The 15,405-nt window shown below is 52.7% G+C and carries 20 protein-coding genes; 3 read left to right on the forward strand and 17 right to left on the reverse strand.

What is annotated here, in order from left to right:
- The first annotated feature begins 145 nt into the window (after nt 1-145).
- Both KNP80_RS08410 and KNP80_RS08415 read left to right on the forward strand, forming a co-directional pair.
- Nucleotides 146-1,297, forward strand: coding sequence for a LysM peptidoglycan-binding domain-containing protein (locus KNP80_RS08410; RefSeq protein ID WP_353047986.1), 1,152 nt, complete (start codon nt 146-148; stop codon nt 1,295-1,297).
- Between the two features lie 83 nt (nt 1,298-1,380).
- Entirely contained in the window at nt 1,381-1,665 is a 285-nt protein-coding gene (locus KNP80_RS08415) for an LlsX family protein (protein ID WP_214834491.1), read from the forward strand.
- A gap of 41 nt (nt 1,666-1,706) precedes the next feature.
- On the opposite strand, the gene KNP80_RS08420 is transcribed toward KNP80_RS08415, so the two are convergent.
- Genes KNP80_RS08420 through KNP80_RS08465 form a run of 10 tightly spaced genes read right to left on the reverse strand, consistent with a single transcriptional unit; the run spans nt 1,707 to nt 8,961 of the window.
- On the reverse strand, nt 1,707-2,717 hold the full coding sequence (locus KNP80_RS08420) for a ThiF family adenylyltransferase (RefSeq protein ID WP_214834493.1): 1,011 nt from the start codon (nt 2,715-2,717) through the stop codon (nt 1,707-1,709).
- Nucleotides 2,714-3,181, reverse strand: coding sequence for a cyclic pyranopterin monophosphate synthase MoaC (gene moaC, locus KNP80_RS08425; RefSeq protein WP_214832956.1), 468 nt, complete (start codon nt 3,179-3,181; stop codon nt 2,714-2,716). Before moaC ends, KNP80_RS08420 begins: the two co-directional genes overlap by 4 nt.
- Nucleotides 3,182-3,409: a MoaD/ThiS family protein gene (locus KNP80_RS08430; protein WP_214834496.1), complete on the reverse strand. Its 228-nt coding sequence runs from the start codon at nt 3,407-3,409 to the stop codon at nt 3,182-3,184.
- Nucleotides 3,406-3,861: a molybdenum cofactor biosynthesis protein MoaE gene (locus KNP80_RS08435; RefSeq protein ID WP_214832961.1), complete on the reverse strand. Its 456-nt coding sequence runs from the start codon at nt 3,859-3,861 to the stop codon at nt 3,406-3,408. Before KNP80_RS08435 ends, KNP80_RS08430 begins: the two co-directional genes overlap by 4 nt.
- Nucleotides 3,839-4,315, reverse strand: coding sequence for a molybdopterin-guanine dinucleotide biosynthesis protein B (gene mobB / locus KNP80_RS08440; RefSeq protein ID WP_214834498.1), 477 nt, complete (start codon nt 4,313-4,315; stop codon nt 3,839-3,841). The genes KNP80_RS08435 and mobB overlap by 23 nt, the downstream gene beginning before the upstream one ends.
- On the reverse strand, nt 4,291-5,526 hold the full coding sequence (locus tag KNP80_RS08445) for a molybdopterin molybdotransferase MoeA (RefSeq protein ID WP_214834499.1): 1,236 nt from the start codon (nt 5,524-5,526) through the stop codon (nt 4,291-4,293). Before KNP80_RS08445 ends, mobB begins: the two co-directional genes overlap by 25 nt.
- On the reverse strand, nt 5,526-6,074 hold the full coding sequence (locus KNP80_RS08450) for a molybdenum cofactor guanylyltransferase (RefSeq protein WP_214832967.1): 549 nt from the start codon (nt 6,072-6,074) through the stop codon (nt 5,526-5,528). The genes KNP80_RS08445 and KNP80_RS08450 overlap by 1 nt, the downstream gene beginning before the upstream one ends.
- Nucleotides 6,071-6,574, reverse strand: coding sequence for a MogA/MoaB family molybdenum cofactor biosynthesis protein (locus KNP80_RS08455; protein ID WP_021068027.1), 504 nt, complete (start codon nt 6,572-6,574; stop codon nt 6,071-6,073). Before KNP80_RS08455 ends, KNP80_RS08450 begins: the two co-directional genes overlap by 4 nt.
- A 5-nt stretch (nt 6,575-6,579) precedes the next feature.
- Nucleotides 6,580-7,587 carry a GTP 3',8-cyclase MoaA gene (gene moaA / locus KNP80_RS08460; protein ID WP_214801631.1) on the reverse strand — a complete coding sequence of 336 codons (1,008 nt, stop codon included), beginning with the start codon at nt 7,585-7,587 and terminating at the stop codon, nt 6,580-6,582.
- Between the two features lie 57 nt (nt 7,588-7,644).
- Nucleotides 7,645-8,961, reverse strand: a complete 1,317-nt coding sequence (locus tag KNP80_RS08465) for an MFS transporter (protein ID WP_214832969.1) — start codon at nt 8,959-8,961, stop codon at nt 7,645-7,647.
- A 222-nt stretch (nt 8,962-9,183) separates the two neighbouring features.
- Between KNP80_RS08465 and KNP80_RS08470 the strand changes: the two genes are divergently transcribed.
- Nucleotides 9,184-9,696 (forward strand): hypothetical protein, encoded by a 513-nt coding sequence (locus KNP80_RS08470; RefSeq protein ID WP_214834502.1) that lies wholly within the window; start codon nt 9,184-9,186, stop codon nt 9,694-9,696.
- Here the strand turns inward: KNP80_RS08470 and KNP80_RS08475 are convergent, their stop codons facing one another.
- The 7 genes from KNP80_RS08475 to KNP80_RS08505 all read right to left on the reverse strand — a co-directional run bounded on the left by KNP80_RS08475 (nt 9,697) and on the right by KNP80_RS08505 (nt 15,394).
- Entirely contained in the window at nt 9,697-10,389 is a 693-nt protein-coding gene (locus KNP80_RS08475; protein WP_021068023.1) for a Crp/Fnr family transcriptional regulator, read from the reverse strand.
- Between the two features lie 111 nt (nt 10,390-10,500).
- A complete protein-coding gene (locus KNP80_RS08480; RefSeq protein ID WP_214834503.1) occupies nt 10,501-10,704 on the reverse strand; it encodes a hypothetical protein in 204 nt (67 codons plus the stop codon).
- The gene (locus tag KNP80_RS08485) at nt 10,694-11,200 is read right to left on the reverse strand and encodes a QcrA and Rieske domain-containing protein (protein WP_214832973.1); all 507 of its coding nucleotides are present in this window, start codon (nt 11,198-11,200) and stop codon (nt 10,694-10,696) included. The genes KNP80_RS08480 and KNP80_RS08485 overlap by 11 nt, the downstream gene beginning before the upstream one ends.
- A 20-nt stretch (nt 11,201-11,220) precedes the next feature.
- Nucleotides 11,221-11,763, reverse strand: coding sequence for a 4Fe-4S dicluster domain-containing protein (locus KNP80_RS08490; protein ID WP_021068020.1), 543 nt, complete (start codon nt 11,761-11,763; stop codon nt 11,221-11,223).
- Nucleotides 11,760-14,006, reverse strand: a complete 2,247-nt coding sequence (locus KNP80_RS08495; RefSeq protein WP_214834505.1) for a molybdopterin oxidoreductase family protein — start codon at nt 14,004-14,006, stop codon at nt 11,760-11,762. Before KNP80_RS08495 ends, KNP80_RS08490 begins: the two co-directional genes overlap by 4 nt.
- Entirely contained in the window at nt 13,999-14,286 is a 288-nt protein-coding gene (locus KNP80_RS08500) for a hypothetical protein (RefSeq protein ID WP_114164958.1), read from the reverse strand. The genes KNP80_RS08495 and KNP80_RS08500 overlap by 8 nt, the downstream gene beginning before the upstream one ends.
- Nucleotides 14,267-15,394, reverse strand: a complete 1,128-nt coding sequence (locus KNP80_RS08505) for an MFS transporter (RefSeq protein WP_214834507.1) — start codon at nt 15,392-15,394, stop codon at nt 14,267-14,269. The genes KNP80_RS08500 and KNP80_RS08505 overlap by 20 nt, the downstream gene beginning before the upstream one ends.
- Between the last annotated feature and the right edge of the window lie 11 nt (nt 15,395-15,405).

A 15,405-nucleotide genomic window follows, 5' to 3' on the forward strand; every position in this document is an offset into this window, starting at 1 on the left:
ATGTTTACCATCAAAAGGGGGTATATAAAATATATACACAGCTCAATATATGGAAAGCCTTAACATCAAGATACATACACCCAAGAATGGAGGCGAAACCAAAATGAAGAGCAGGTTCGTACGTGTGTTAATGGCCTTGTTGATCATGTTGGCACCGTTAGTCGCTTATCCAAAATCGGCCGATGCCGCCGCTTCGAAATTCATCACGAGCGTGAACACGACGAGTAAAGTCGTCGCGTTAACCTTCGATGACGGTGCGGATGGTGCGAACACGAATAAGATTTTGGACATACTTGCCAAGAACAACGTCAAAGCCACTTTCTTTTTGACTGGATCGGGCGCCGCTAACCATCCTCAATACATCAAAAACATCGCCGCTAAAGGTCACCAACTCGGTAACCACTCCTACACTCATCCAGACTTCACGAAGTTGACCGCCACGCAGATGAAATCAGAACTTGACCGGACAGAAGCAAAAGTCAAATCGATCACCGGTAAAACAACAAAACCAATTTTCCGAGCCCCATTTGGCGCCGTGAATAGCGCCGTGTTGAGCGGGGTCGGTGCAGCCGGCTACGGCTACACGATTCAATGGAACATCGACACAGTAGACTGGAAAGGTGTCACCGCAAGCCAAATCAATACGAAAGTTCAAGCGAATATCAAACCTGGCTCAATCGTCTTAATGCACACCGGTGCCGGCGCTCCGGGCACACCGCTCGCCTTGCCGACGATGATTTCGCAATTGAAAGCGAAGGGCTATAAATTCGTCACCGTCTCCCAACTCCTTGCTTATCGTTCTACTTCGACTGCCAAAACGTATACCGTCAAATCAGGTGACACCCTTTACAGCATCGCTCGTGCTTACGGCGTCACCGTCTCTGCCCTTGCAGCCGCCAATAAAATCACCAACTACAACTCGATTTATGTCGGGCAAGTGCTCGTCATCCCAGGTACCACTGTAACTCCTCCACCTACGACGACCGTCAAATATACGGTCAAATCGGGTGACACGCTTTATAAGATCGCCACTTTGTACAAAACGACCGTCGCTAAGATTGCCGCCGCCAACAAGATTACGAACATCAATTCAATCACTGTCGGACAAGTCCTCGTCATCCCAGGGACGACCGTCACACCACCAACGACCACAGTAAAATACACGGTTAAATCAGGGGACACCCTCTATAAGATTGCGACGATGTATAACACGACTGTCGCTAAAATCGCAGCCGCCAACAACATCACGAACACCAGCTTGATCAGCGTCGGGCAAGTGCTCACGATTCCGCGCTAAACAGACGAAGGAGATGAAACCTTCTCCTCTCCTCCTCGTAAATGAAAGGGAAGCACTATTCATTTTCAGAGGAGGCACAATTGATGGGACGAACACTGCTACGTCTTGGCGTCGGGACGACGATTGGGATGGCAATCGCCACGATGCTGTTCTCTACGTTGATTTGGTTAGGCTACTCAGATGCACAAACGACGGGACAACCCGTTACATTCGCTGGCATTGACATTTACCGAATTGCGGATGGGTACGGAATCCCAAATCATACAAATATGACGTGGCTTGGGATTGTCATCACCGGTAGTTGGATCGTCCTCGTCGAGATGCTTCGGTCTATCCGCGGGCGGCGACGTCTAAAAACCACTGGCTAAAAAAACTGTCCACCGACGTGTTCGCTCGGTGGACAGTTTTTTCATACCCCTAAACATTCATCGACTATGGCAACGGCAACATGCGCCTCATCGGTCCCATGCACGAGCACCCGTCCATCAAGAAATAAAAGCATCCGATGATTCCGCCAACGCCATTCTAACGTGAACGGTGTTCGTTTCACCGCGATGTCCGCACGCTCGAGCTGATGTGCGATCGGTTCAAGCCCTTCGATAGAGCGACGGACTTGGACGACATCGCGACCGCATAGAAGTGCCGTCTGCTGTCGATTCGAGACGAGACTCGGATACTCGTGGGTTTGGCAAGACGGACAAGACACATCGACGAGCCGTGCGACATCGAGCCGCTGTGACTGGTTTTCCCACATGTCTTCAATCAAAAGTCGACGTTCCAGCTTTTCCAGCCGGCCCGTTAAAAACTTCAACGTCTCGACGACTTGACGGCTCGCCACATGTTGGACGATGGGGGCCACGACCCCCGCTGTCGCACACGTCTGTCCGGCTAATGGCAAGTGACGCATGAGGCAACGAAGACATGGGGCCTCTCCCGGCATGATGGTGTAGTTCATGCCGTACGCCCCGACACAGGAGGCGAACATGAACGGGATGCCACGCTCGAGTGCGAAATCATTTAACAACAACCGTGTGTCAACGTTATCGGTTGCGTCCAAGACGAGGTCGACAGGCGACAAGGTACGGAGCCACTCCCACGATACGTCGGCAATCCGAGCATCCAACTCAACGTCCGAGTTGATGGCACGTAGACGTTCGAGCGCCGCAATCGCTTTCGGTGTCTCGGCAAGTGCGTCCTGTTCCGTGTAGAGCGTCTGACGTTGTAAATTGGTCACTTCGACATAATCGCGATCGACGAGGATGAGTGGGACGCCAGCCCGAACGAGCTGATCAGCAACAGCCGCACCAAGTGCGCCGAGTCCGACGACGAGCACGCGCTTTTCCATCAACTCGCTTTGACCCTCCACTCCGATGCCGTGAAATCGCGCTTGCCGTGCGTAACGTTCCGGAACGTGTGTCATCGGACGTAATCCCCTGACTTCCCGCCTTGTTTCTCGAGTAAATACGTCGGTCCGATGACGATGCCTTTATCGATCGCCTTCGTCATGTCGTAGACGGTCAAGGCAGCGACGGACGCGGCCGTCAACGCCTCCATCTCGACCCCGGTATCGCCTTTCGTCTTCACGAACGACTCGATGATGAGCTGTGTCCCGTCCCACTCGAACGTCAAGTCGACTTTTTTCAAGGCGAGCGGATGGCACATCGGGATGATGCGGCTCGTCTCTTTAGCAGCCATGATACCGGCGACTTGTGCGACCGCGAGCACGTCGCCTTTCGATACTCGACCACCCGTAATCAGCTGTTTTAGCGTGTCGCTCAGTTCAACCGATGTACGGGCCCGAGCCGTCCGTGTCGTCTCCGCTTTGTCGGAAACATCGACCATTCGTGCCCGCCCTTGATTGTTTAGATGTGTCAGTTCCATCATTTACCCCCCACTCACCATTGGAATGACGGCGACCGTGTCCCCATCTTCAACGAGATACGTATCCGTCTCATAGCGTTCATTGACCGCGAACATGAGACGCTCTGCACCTGACACCCCTCGATCGGCCAAATCCGCTCGCAACGCGGCAAGCGTTTGTGGACCCGCGACCGTATAGGACCGCGTCGCTAATTCTTCTGCCACGTGAGCAAAACAAAGTACTTCAATCATGTATACGTCACTCCTTCCGGTCGGCCCGGGTGTTGTTCTTTTTGATCGCCCATCCATTTCGTTCCGTCGGTCCAATGCTCTCGCTTCCAAATCGGGACGATCTCTTTAATCCGTTCGATGGCATATCGATTCGCCTCGTACGCGTCGGCACGATGGGATGAACTCGTGGCGATGACGACTGCCTCTTCCATGATGTCGAGCCGGCCAATCCGGTGATGGATGGCCGTCAATGCCCCTGGCCAACGTGCCGCGACTTCGGTCGCGATTTGTTCGAGCATCTTCTCGGCCATCGGTACGTATGATTCGTACTCGAGGAGCTCCGTCTGTTTCGAACCCGTCATCTCCCGCACCGTTCCGATGAAGAGTACAACCGCACCGACGTTTCGATGCCGGACCGTTTCATAAAGCACCATCGGTTCGAGCGGATGTTCATTCACTTGATACCATTTCATCCTCCATCCACCTTTCCACTGAACGCATCAACCGGTCCTTATCTGCCACGGAGTCTCCGCGTGCGATCACGTTCGTCACATCGACCGGTTGTTCATGCCCGTCTCGCACGAGCACCACTTTCGGATAGTCTTTCCGTTTGTATCCTTCGATGAGCACGATGTCGACGTGCATCTCGTACCAGTTGAGGAGCAACTCAAACGTGTCGGTGTCTCGCCATTCGATCAACGTCTCCCCTTCACCAATCACACTCGAGAGCACGGCACCAGCCAACGCATGACGGTGCGAGTCTGTCATTGGCAAATCGAGCGCCCCTCCGTGACCGTGATGCTTGATGACACCGACTCGTTTTCCTGTCGCCGACAACTGCTTTGTCAATTCGGAAACGAACGATGTCTTGCCGCTATTTTGATAGCCGACCACTTGTAAAATTAAAGCTGATCGATGATTCGACATCGCACCGTGTCCCCTTTCTGAAAGCCTCTCGTTCCGCCTGGCAGCTGAATCAACGCGTTACACGTCGCGAGCGAGGAGACGATGCCCGACTTATCTTTGCCGCTCGGATGAACGACCGCCTGTCCGGCTTCGTTAATTGATATATGTCCGCGCACGAACCGGTCGAACGGATTCGGTTTCGGGAAATCGGCACCGAGCATCGCGTCAACGACCGGACGCGATGCTTGCCCAAACAAGGTTTTCATATACGTGCCGACAAATAGTTCCGTGCCGACGAAGCAGGCCGACGGATTACCCGATAACCCGAACAGCAGTCGATCCTTGAAGCGTGCGACCGTTGTGACAGAACCTGGACGCATCCCAACTTTATTGAACAACACGGTCGCTCCGAGTGCGTCATACACATCGGGCAAATAATCGAAATCGCCGACCGACACCCCGCCCGTCGTGACGATGGCATCACTCGTCCGAAGCGCCTCTTCAATCGCCCACTTTGTCGAGAGGAACGTATCCGGCAAAATGCCACCATACGTCGCCGTGCCGCCGAGTGCCTCGATTTGGGCAAGAATCATATAGGCATTTGAATTATAAATTTGACCGTCGGTTTTCTTCCGTCCCGGTTCGACGAGTTCGTCTCCGGTCGCGAATACGGTGATGTGTGGTTTCACGTACACGTCGACCTGGTCGTAGCCGAACGTCGCGAGCAAGGCAATGACGCCTGGATTGATGCGGGTACCTCGGTCAATGAGTTTCGTCCCCGCCGCCACATCTTCCCCGCGATAGGAGATGTTGGCATCGCGGGCTGGCCGTTTGAACGTCACGACTCGGTCATCTGCTTGCACGAGTTCGAGCATGACAATCGCATCCGCTCCGTCTGGGATTTTTGCTCCGGTCATGATGCGAATCGCCTCGCCATCACATAACGGTTCCCCGACGTGTCCAGCTCCCTGTACGTATTGGACAGGTAAGGTCACTGGTTCGTCGCGACTCGCAGTCAACAAGTCGCTTGCTCGGACGGCAAAACCGTCATACGGTGATTTATCGAACGCTGGAACGTCATGCGTCGCGACAAGGTCCAGCGCCAAGATTCGTCCGTGTGCTCGATATAACGGTACCGTTTCCGATTTGGCTCGTCCCGTCGTTTCTTCGACGAGTGCGATCGCCTCGTCAACGGCGAGCGGCTTTCGAAATAGGGTCGACATCTTCTCCATCACTTCACTTCCTTCCCGAACAGAGATTCATACTCATTTGGTGTATTCACATTTTTAAACCAATCTTGCTCTTCAAATGAGACAATTGTCGCCTCAGTCAAGTGGGGCATGACCGCCCGTTCGCCACGATGTAAGGCAGCTTCAAATTTTGAAAGCATCGAACAGGGGTACAAGCCGATGAGCGGATGAATGCGATTGTCAGCGTAGGCGATGACCGGTTGATCGCTTCGTTCCGTCGCTAGGCGTTCATAAACACTTGCTGGCACCAAGGGCGTATCACACGCACAGACGGCGTACCAATCACTCGTAACGTGCCGCATGACGGTGACGATGCCTGCGATCGGCCCCATGCCTCGCCATTCTCGGTCGTCTTCAAGTTGATACGCGGTCGTCGACTGTCCGGCGGGAACGACGCTCCACTGGGTCTCCGTCGTCGTAGCTAGGATGTTCCTTGCTCGTTCTTCAAACGAGGCGTCTTTGTAGCGAGCTTGCCATTTAGGGGAGCCGAACCGACGCGATTGGCCGCCTGCCAAAACGATGCCAATCATCGCGTCGCTTCCCAGACAATGTGCGAGAGCTCGGGGAGAATCAAACGGGTCATCGCCAAGTCGACGGCGCCCCGTGACCCTGGCATCGAGAAGATGATTGTATCCCCGATACGTCCGGCGAGAGCGCGCGACAACATCGCGGCCGGTCCGATGTCGTCCGTGAAGCTTACGTGACGGAACAACTCGCCAAAGCCGACCATCTCCCGGTCAAGCAGTGGTCGAATCGTCTCGATGGTGACATCGCGCTTCGTAATTCCCGTCCCACCGGTCGTTAAGATGACATCCATCTTCTCATCAACCATTCGTCTGACGGCCGCCTCAATCTCTATCGGATCATCTTTCGTGATTTCACGGTATGTGACTGTGTGAGCCTCTGCTTTTAACAACGAGCAAATATGTTCTCCCGAAACATCTGTATCGAGCGTGCGTGTATCCGAGATTGTTAAAATCGCGGCCCGGACACGCTTTGTATTTTCATGTACGTGATTGTGTGTTTGCATGGTCTTCACCCTCCGATGTAACTCATTTCAATCCGGTTGCGTGTCCGGTTCCCATTTCGTGATCGTTCTTCCGAATAGCGATCGTCGCGCACTTCCCATACCATTTTTAACGTCATCGCGATGAGGTCGTCACTCGCTCCGCTGCGAAGCAACTCGCGAATATCTGTCCCTTCTTCCGCGAACAGGCACGTATACCATTTGCCATCGCTCGATAGCCGACCTCGTGTGCACGTCCCGCAGAACGGTTGACTGACCGAAGAGATAAAACCAACTTCTGCTCCATCATCGTAGCGGTAACGTTTGGCCACCTCCCCGAGCGCCTCGGGAGCAAGTGGTTCGAGCAAGCCGTTCTGTTGGCGCAACACCTCGAGAATCGATTCGGACGATACGACATGTTCGACATTCCACTCATTCGCCGTGCCAACATCCATGAACTCGATATAACGAAGCGTGATATTCCGTTCTTTGAAATAAGCGGCCATCGGGGCAACTTCATGATCGTTCCATCCTTTCCGGACGACCATGTTCACTTTCACCTCAAGCCCTTGTCGTTTCGCCTCATCGATGCCTCGTAACACCGTCTCGGGCGACGTCCCGCGCCCGTTCATCATCCCGAACGTCTCGGCTGATAAGGCGTCTAGACTCACATTGACCCGGTCCAGCCCTGCTTGTTTCAACGCCTTCGCCATCCGTTCTAAATAGACGCCGTTCGTCGTCAACCCGATCGTCTCGATGGTCGTGACCGCTCGGAGACGGTGAATCAGTTCATCGAGATTCGCTCGGAGTAACGGTTCACCTCCGGTCAAGCGCACTTTCTTCACGCCATGCGGGGCGATAATCCGAACGAATCGCTCAATCTCATCGAATGATAATAACTCATCTCGCTTTAAAAATTGGTGGTGGCGAAACGCTTCTTCCGGCATGCAGTAGCGGCATCGGAAGTTACATTTATCAATCACCGAGATACGCAAATCTTCCAACGGTCGTCTCCGACGATCGGTCCATGGTGTCATGTAGGTTCATCCTTTCTGTCAACGACAGAAGGGACCGACGAAGTCCCTTCCCAAAAGTCAGCGAATCGGCTTTTCAGCACCGTTTCGCAAATAGTAATAAATGGTAGTGATGATTGAAATCGCATAAAGAGCGAGCATGACGAACAACGCGCCATTAAATGAGCCGACGAACTCAAGCGACCAGCCAAACATCTTCGGAATGAAGAAAGCACCGTAAGCGGCAAACGCTGCCGAGAATCCGACGACAGCCGGCGTCTTCGTCGCCACGAACACGTGGGGAATCATCGCGAACGTCGCACCGGAGTTGAGTCCCGTCGCAATGAACAAAACGACGAACGAGATGAAAAACATCGTCAAGTTGTTGTTCGTGATGGCCAAGATGACACTCATCGTCCCGAGTGCCATGATTCCGAACACGACCAATGTCACTTTGGCGGCCCCGACTTTATCGCTAATCCATCCTCCGAACGGCCGCGAGGAAGCACCGAGGAAGGCACCGAGGAAGGCGAGCGCCATCAAATCCGATTCCGGGAATTTTAACTTCAAGATCATCGGGAACGCCGCTGCGTATCCGATGAACGAACCGAACGCCGCGGTATAGAGCAACGTTTGAATCCAGAAGTGCTTGTCTTTGAACACGCTCGCTTGTTCACGAATCGATTGGCGTGCCGTCGGTAAGTTGTCCATGAACAAGTACGCACACACCGTCAAGATGATGGTCGGCACGACCCAGAGCAATGCGGCGTTTTGGAGCCAAATCTCTTGTCCGGTCTCCGTCACGAGGGCGTTTCCACCGATGACCCCGAAGATTCCTGTCGTGATGACGAGCGGCGTGATCAATTGGACGAGCGAGACGCCTAAGTTCCCGATGCCACCGTTAATCCCGAGCGCGGTCCCTTTTTTCGCTTTCGGATAAAAGGCACCGATATTGGCGTTTGACGACGAGAAATTTCCACCGCCGAGCCCGCACAGAGCGGCCAAAATCATGAACACCCAATACGGTGTTTCGACGTTTTGGACGGCGTAGGCGATACCAAGGAGCGGCAACAGCAAAATCGATGTCGAGAAAATCGTCCAGTTCCGTCCGCCGAATATGCTGTTCGCAAACGTGTAGAAAAAGCGCAACGATGCCCCGACAAGTCCAGGCAGGGCGGCCAAGGTGAACAGTTGACTTTGGGTAAAGCTGAACCCGATCGAATTCAATTGGACGGCCGCGACCGACCACATCTGCCAAACGATGAACGCAAGCGTCAGGGCCGGGACCGAGACGAGCAGGTTGCGATTGGCGACTTGCTTCCCCGTCCCTTCCCAGAACCCCACGTCCTCTGGCTTCCACTCGGCGAGTGCATGCGACCCTTTGTCTAATTGTTGCATTGTCTATTCCTCCTCTAAACGGTTCAATTCGTATCCTAATCCCATCCTATCGACCCCTCCCTTAAAAAAGTGTGCCTTCTTTCACACTTATTTCGCATGTTGAGTTTTTTTATCGGCTTGTCATCAATCTGTGACAAAATCGCCTTTCTTTCGGTTCTGTGACATTGAACACAGAAAAACCCTCCCCGATTCCTTATCGTAAGGAATAGAGGAGGGATAACTGTGTCACATCTTATTCAAATTCATTGCGCATCCGAGGCTCGTTTGGCGCTGCAGCCATATTTCTTCAGTCAAGATCGGGCCCATGTGTTCCGCGTCTTCGGTGTCTCGATTGCCGAAGCGGCGTTCACGGAGACGGGCATCACCGTCACGTTCCCACTGGAAAGTCCGATGGAAGAACTGCAAGCCCTGCATGACTTGCTTGTCCGAATCGATACAAACCACGACGTGACGATCGATGATACCCAGGCGGTCATCGGCTACCTAGGGGACGGGACGGTGGTCACCGTCTATCGCCACTTCAAACGTTGGCTGGACTTTTTGTCCGCAGCGCGCGTTCGCTCGATGGAAGGTGTCGTCGTCGAAGTCCGTGCTAACGGGGTCAAGCTAGCCGAAGGAGTACTTCGGTCTTACGAGTTGATGGAAGATGGCGATTTTTATGTATCGGCCTGTACAATCGAGGCCGATGGGTTAGAACATTTCGAGGGCGAGCTATCACTTGCCGCCGTGATGTGATCAATCGATGACACAGACTGAAATGGGACAGTCCTCACAATGGTTGAGCTGTTTCAAGCGGTCGAGGTCATGAATGATGATTTGACGAGACGGGAGCGACAAAATCCCCTCTTGGGCGAGCTCGTTCAACATGCGGTTCACGCGTTCGCGCGACGTTCCGCAATAGTTGGCGAGCTCTTGATTTTTCAGTTTCAAGTCGATGAGAATGCCACCTTCGACTTCCACCCCATAGCTGTTCGCCATGCGAATGAGCGTCGAATAAAGCGCCCCTTTCTTCCCGTTCAACACCAAGTCTCTAAATTTCGTATGCTGCTTCCGCATATGTTCGTTAATCATAATCATGAACTCGCGGACGAACTCGGGATTCGATGACAAAATCATCGTTTCAATCCGTTCGATTTTGACCGCATAAATTTCACTGTCTTCTAACGCTTTCGCGTTAAACAGATATTTCGGATCGATTGCGAACAACGTCAATTCTCCGCAACAAGCCTCAGCGCTTAAACAACGTAACGTCAATTCTTTTCCATTTTCCGTCAATTTCGAAATTTGGATTAGTCCACTCTTTACAATATAAAATTCGGATGCGTCTTCTTGTTCCCGGAACAGAAACCCGCCTTTGGGGACATGAATGATTCGATGTGCCAATTTTTTTGTTTCTTCGAGCACCATCGATTTACTTGAATGAGCCATTTCCACCGACCTTCCTTAAAAACACGTTGCACCATATGAAAGCTTGCCTTCATTCTAAACACAAACCCCCTCGAAACGCAATCAACATTTGGAAGCGTTTCAAGGGGACGACTATTCTTTTGTACGATATTCAATTTTTTCCCAATATCGATATAACAAGGTGATCAATCCGACATTGATGATGGCGATGACCATATATAGTCGCATCGAGGCATGATCATACACCATATAGCTCTCAATTGTATATTGCAACAGCACCATGTTCGTTGCGAGCAACACGACCAATCCGATTAAACTCCAACCGTTACGCCCCATGATGAATCTCTCTTCCGACCGCAAAGATTTTCCCGTTTTCAATCTCAAGTAGGATTTTAGGAAGCTCCCGTTGTGGCGGACCCGCTTGGGGCTGTCCATCCAGACCGAAGTAGCCGCGGTGACATGGGCAGAGTAGCACATCTTCTTCCTCTACATAAAACACAGGACACTGCAGATGTGTACATTTGTTGTTATAGGCAACGAACTCACCGGTCTTTAAATGAACAAGCAACGATGGCTCCGTGCCTGGATATTCGAATTCGAGTGATTTCCCCCGCTCGAGCGCCGCGACCGTCGTGATGAACTGACGATTGGTTCTCGGTGCACTGCGGACGAAAGTCGCGATATTAAACGGGACCGTCGCGAGACCGAGCGCGATGCCGGCCCCAAACGTCGATTTGATGAAGGCACGTCGGTTCAGTTTCACATCATCGGCCCGACTCAAGTTATCGACAAGTGCGGATAACCGTTCCCGCTCTTTTGAATCTTTCGACATAAGTCATCTTCCTTTCTGTCTCAGTCGGAATAGACGCCAAAGAATTCAGGGACGTAATTCCATTTATCGTCTTGTGAAGGTTTTTTTCCTTCAATCATGTTCATTTGAACGCGCTGACGACGCAGTTGCATCATCTCGTCATGGTCAATGAAACGAATCGCATCTGACGGACAAACTGACGCACACATCGGCGCGATATCATGTTTGGAACGGTCGTAACACATGTCGCATTTATACATCTTGTTCTTCTCAAAATCGAACTTCGGAATTCCAAACGGACAGGCGAACGTACAGTTCCGGCAGCCGATACATTTTTCTTCGGAAGCCGATAAGACGACACCTTCTGGCGTGATTTGAATCGCATTGGCCGGACACACTTGAGCACAAGCTGGATTTTTACATTGCATACAGATCATCGGGAACGTCTGACGGTTCTCCGAGAAATCGATATAGTCCACGTAGTTGCGCTCAAGTCCGTCATGATCACCACATTCGCGGCAAGCAGCCTGACAAGCTCGACAGCCGATACAACGTTCAAATTCTAAATACATGACTTTATTCATTTCGTATGAACCTCCTCATCCATGACGTGACAGCTCGTCGTAATCGCATGGTCCGCCATGAACGGTACGCTCGAACCGAGTGGCACCGTCAACGGGTTAATGTGTAGCGGCGTATTCGCCGGTAACTTCTTCAATTGAACCGCACATACTTTGAACTCAGGCATGCGTGACATCGGATCGAGACACGGATTCGTCAATTGATTGATGGCGAGCTCTTTGCCCCAATGGTAAGGGACAAAGACGGTATCGTTTCGAATCGCCTTCGTCAAACGCGCCTCGACGACCATCGCTCCGCGGCGTGTCCGCAGTTCGACTTTGTCACCCGTTTGTAGGCCATAACTTGAGGCGAGCTCGGGATGAATCTCCACGAACGGCAATTTTGACATCGTGCTCAAGAAATCGACACGACGCGTCTGGTTGCCAGACAAGTAATGGAAGACGACACGGCCCGTCGTGAGCGTGACCGGATATTCTTCATTCGCATATTCGCCGGCCGGTCGATACGTGACGACGGGCAAATTCGCTTTCCCGTTTGCCGTACCAAACCGTTCTTTGAACATCGTCGGTGTGCCTGGATGGTCTTCAGACGGACACGGCCAGAAGACACCATATTCGTTGTCGATTCGCTCCCACGTGATCCCAGAGTAGTCGGCCGCTCCACCTTTTGTCGCGATGCGGAACTCCTCCCAAATGTCACGCGCCGTCTCGTACGGGAAGTACTGTCCGCGTCCCATCCGTTCAGCGATCCGCTTCATGATTTCCCAGTCTGGAAGCGAGTCTCCGAGCGGTTCGCGCACTTTCCGGATCCGAATGACACGTCCTTCTAGGTTCGTCGTCGTCCCTTCATCTTCGGCCCACGAACACGCCGGCAAGACGACGTCCGCGAACTCGCAAGATTCTGACATGAAGAAGTCGCTGACGACGAAGAAATCGAGCTTATTGAAACTGTCCCACACGTACGGTAGGTTCGGTGCCGAGACGGCCGGATTCGAACACATGAGGTGCATCGCCCGAATCGTTCCCGCTTGAATCTCATCGAACATTTCGAATGCAGACACACCTGGTTTTGGCATCTCAGAAGGATCGATGCCCCAGACACCGCTCACATATTCGACGGCTTTCGGGTCAGTTAACTTCCGGTAGCCCGGTAACAAATCGGCTTTTTGTCCATGTTCCCGTCCGCCTTGGCCATTCCCTTGCCCGGTCATCGTAGCGACACCCGAGGCGAATTTTCCGACCATGCCGCGCAGAAGTGCCATCGACGTGTAGAGCGAGACGTTGTCGACGCCTTTTGACTGTTGTTCGACACCACGGGCAAACAACATGACCGACCGTGGGCTCTTTCCGTAAATGTGACCTGCCTTTTCAAGCTTTTCGATAGCAATCCCCGTCACATCACTCGTCCGTTCGAGCGTCCAGTCACGGACCGACGCCTTCAACTCTTCGTAGTTATCGCAACGCTCATCCACATACGCTTGATCGACATAATCGTGTTCGACTAAAAAGTTGAGCAGTCCCATCGCAAGCGCCGCATCCGTCCCCGGTTTCAAATCGAGGTGAACATCGGCGACACGCGCCATCGGAATCTCACGCGGATCGGCGACGATGATTTTCGCGCCTTTGTCCTTTGCTTTCCAAATATGTTGCGTCGTCGTCGGATGACATTCGGCGATATTCGAACCGGCGACAAAGAACGTGTCGACATGCTCGAACTCCGTCCACGGGAGCGTCGCCCCGCGGTCAATCCCGAGAGTCTTTAAGAAACCGCCGGCAGCAGATGACATACAGAAGCGGCCGTTATAGTCGATGAATCGTGTGCCGAGTGCGACCCGCGCATACTTCCCGACGAGGTAACATTTCTCATTCGTCATCGAGACGCCGCCGAAGACAGACACCGCATCCTTTCCGTGCTCTCGTTGAATCCGTTTAAAGTTCGCTTCGATCACGTCGAGCGCTTCGTCCCATGTCGCTTTCTCAAACTTGCCATTCCGCTTGATGAGCGGTGTGAGGATGCGGTCCGGATGCTCAATCGTTTGATAGGCCGTGACGCCTTTCGGACAAAGCTTGCCTTTATTCACCGGGAAATCGTAGCGTGGTTCGACGCCTTTGACGGCTCCGGTCTTCTCATCGACCCGGATGTGCATGCCGCACTGCATACCGCAGTAACAACAATGGGTCGTAATCAGTTTCTCACCAGGTTTGATTAAGTTCTGTACTTCTGGCGACGTTAAAAAGTCACTCATCGTCTTCCCCTCCATAGAACGTTTCCGCTCTTCGTTTTGAAAATCCACTGACGTGATAGCCGTTAATCGTTTGAAGCGGATAATGCATCCCGTCACTTCCTGGCCGTCCGAGCGCCGAATCGAGCCGGGCCCGACGACGACAGGCGTGACAGAGGTCTTGGACCGTATGTGCCGCATCGACTTTTACGAGTTGGTCCGACCCTTCGAGCAATTGTTTCACTTGCTCGATTTCTTCAAGCGTCCCGGTCGGTTCTCCGCATTTAACGCACAGGTGTCTCATCTTTTGCCTCATCTTTCGTCTCCTTCGGCCGGCCGAACCCTGGCATCGACATGCCGGTATTCGTATCGACCGGGTGCGTCGACAACTGTCCATTCATCAAGTTCAACTGCATCTTCACACGCATCGAACGTCGACACGGTTGGCAGTAATCCGACAGCTGGGTCCCGTCACTGAGTCCGAGCTGAATCGTCTGTGCTTGTAAAATCGCTTGGACGTCCTCGACTTGATTGTCCGTTGCATAGCGTGTGCCACAACCAGCGCAGACACGCGTCTCATCCGCTTCGACTTCCCGGTAGTTCATCGGTACGCTGGCTGCCATCGGTCGGACCGGCAAGTGGAACAGTTTACCGAACGGGAAGTAGCATAAAAAGATGATGACGGTCAATTGATGGAACAAGGCGAGTTCATGATGGACGAAGCCGCCGAAGAATACGTACGACACGGTCAACAAGAGACCTGATACGGTGACGATGAGCAACATGAGGAGCGGTAAAATATCAAATTCGAATCGCTGGGTCACTTTCACGTCCTGGTCGTTAATCCGGCGATAGAGTGCCATGAGCACGCCGACGAGCAACATGAGCGCGGTGATGTTCAAGCCGTTATAGACGAGCTCGGCGAACAACCCGTGCGCGGCCATTTTGATGGTCGGGATGTTGAAGACGACGATTTGATACGTCTCGATATCAATCAAATCAAAGCGCATCCATTGGAACGTCAAGCCGAACGTGATGGCGAACGACCCGAGGCATCCCCAGGCGATCAACATATGTTGGGTCCAGCGGTACCAGCCACGTTCCCAGATGAACTTCTGTAAGACGATGTTATTGACAGTTGTCGTGGCGACGGCTTTACTGGCCCGTTTCTTTCCTGCCTTCATTTGTTTAAGGCTCCGCTTCAATACTTGCGAAGTGGCCGGCCGTGCAAAGAATAACGTCAAACGAACGACCATCCCAATCATGCAAATGACGGCGGCGATATAGTAGCCGAACAACGCCATGTCCACGTGCTCAAATCCTGCCGACGCGACCCACGTCGAGAGCACCAAGGCGGTGAATCCTACGAACGACCACTTTGCAGCGGTCGAATAAAAATAACGATCGGACATATGTGTTCCTC

Source organism: Exiguobacterium sp. E4787 (assembly GCF_018618375.1).
Taxonomy (GTDB): Bacteria; Bacillota; Bacilli; order Exiguobacteriales; family Exiguobacteriaceae; genus Exiguobacterium; species Exiguobacterium chiriqhucha.

Excerpts from the sequence above, each read along its gene's own strand:
- KNP80_RS08410 (WP_353047986.1), top strand. The coding sequence starts at position 146 with ATGTTGGCACCGTTAGTCGCTTATCCAAAATCGGCCGATGCCGCCGCT.
- KNP80_RS08415 (WP_214834491.1), top strand. The coding sequence starts at position 1,381 with ATGGGACGAACACTGCTACGTCTTGGCGTCGGGACGACGATTGGGATG.
- KNP80_RS08420 (WP_214834493.1), bottom strand. The coding sequence starts at position 2,717 with ATGACACACGTTCCGGAACGTTACGCACGGCAAGCGCGATTTCACGGC.
- moaC (WP_214832956.1), bottom strand. The coding sequence starts at position 3,181 with ATGATGGAACTGACACATCTAAACAATCAAGGGCGGGCACGAATGGTC.
- KNP80_RS08430 (WP_214834496.1), bottom strand. The coding sequence starts at position 3,409 with ATGATTGAAGTACTTTGTTTTGCTCACGTGGCAGAAGAATTAGCGACG.
- KNP80_RS08435 (WP_214832961.1), bottom strand. The coding sequence starts at position 3,861 with ATGAAATGGTATCAAGTGAATGAACATCCGCTCGAACCGATGGTGCTT.
- mobB (WP_214834498.1), bottom strand. The coding sequence starts at position 4,315 with ATGTCGAATCATCGATCAGCTTTAATTTTACAAGTGGTCGGCTATCAA.
- KNP80_RS08445 (WP_214834499.1), bottom strand. The coding sequence starts at position 5,526 with ATGGAGAAGATGTCGACCCTATTTCGAAAGCCGCTCGCCGTTGACGAG.
- KNP80_RS08450 (WP_214832967.1), bottom strand. The coding sequence starts at position 6,074 with ATGATTGGCATCGTTTTGGCAGGCGGCCAATCGCGTCGGTTCGGCTCC.
- KNP80_RS08455 (WP_021068027.1), bottom strand. The coding sequence starts at position 6,574 with ATGCAAACACACAATCACGTACATGAAAATACAAAGCGTGTCCGGGCC.
- moaA (WP_214801631.1), bottom strand. The coding sequence starts at position 7,587 with ATGACACCATGGACCGATCGTCGGAGACGACCGTTGGAAGATTTGCGT.
- KNP80_RS08465 (WP_214832969.1), bottom strand. The coding sequence starts at position 8,961 with ATGCAACAATTAGACAAAGGGTCGCATGCACTCGCCGAGTGGAAGCCA.
- KNP80_RS08475 (WP_021068023.1), bottom strand. The coding sequence starts at position 10,389 with ATGGCTCATTCAAGTAAATCGATGGTGCTCGAAGAAACAAAAAAATTG.
- KNP80_RS08480 (WP_214834503.1), bottom strand. The coding sequence starts at position 10,704 with ATGGGGCGTAACGGTTGGAGTTTAATCGGATTGGTCGTGTTGCTCGCA.
- KNP80_RS08485 (WP_214832973.1), bottom strand. The coding sequence starts at position 11,200 with ATGTCGAAAGATTCAAAAGAGCGGGAACGGTTATCCGCACTTGTCGAT.
- KNP80_RS08490 (WP_021068020.1), bottom strand. The coding sequence starts at position 11,763 with ATGAATAAAGTCATGTATTTAGAATTTGAACGTTGTATCGGCTGTCGA.
- KNP80_RS08495 (WP_214834505.1), bottom strand. The coding sequence starts at position 14,006 with ATGAGTGACTTTTTAACGTCGCCAGAAGTACAGAACTTAATCAAACCT.
- KNP80_RS08500 (WP_114164958.1), bottom strand. The coding sequence starts at position 14,286 with ATGAGACACCTGTGCGTTAAATGCGGAGAACCGACCGGGACGCTTGAA.
- KNP80_RS08505 (WP_214834507.1), bottom strand. The coding sequence starts at position 15,394 with ATGTCCGATCGTTATTTTTATTCGACCGCTGCAAAGTGGTCGTTCGTA.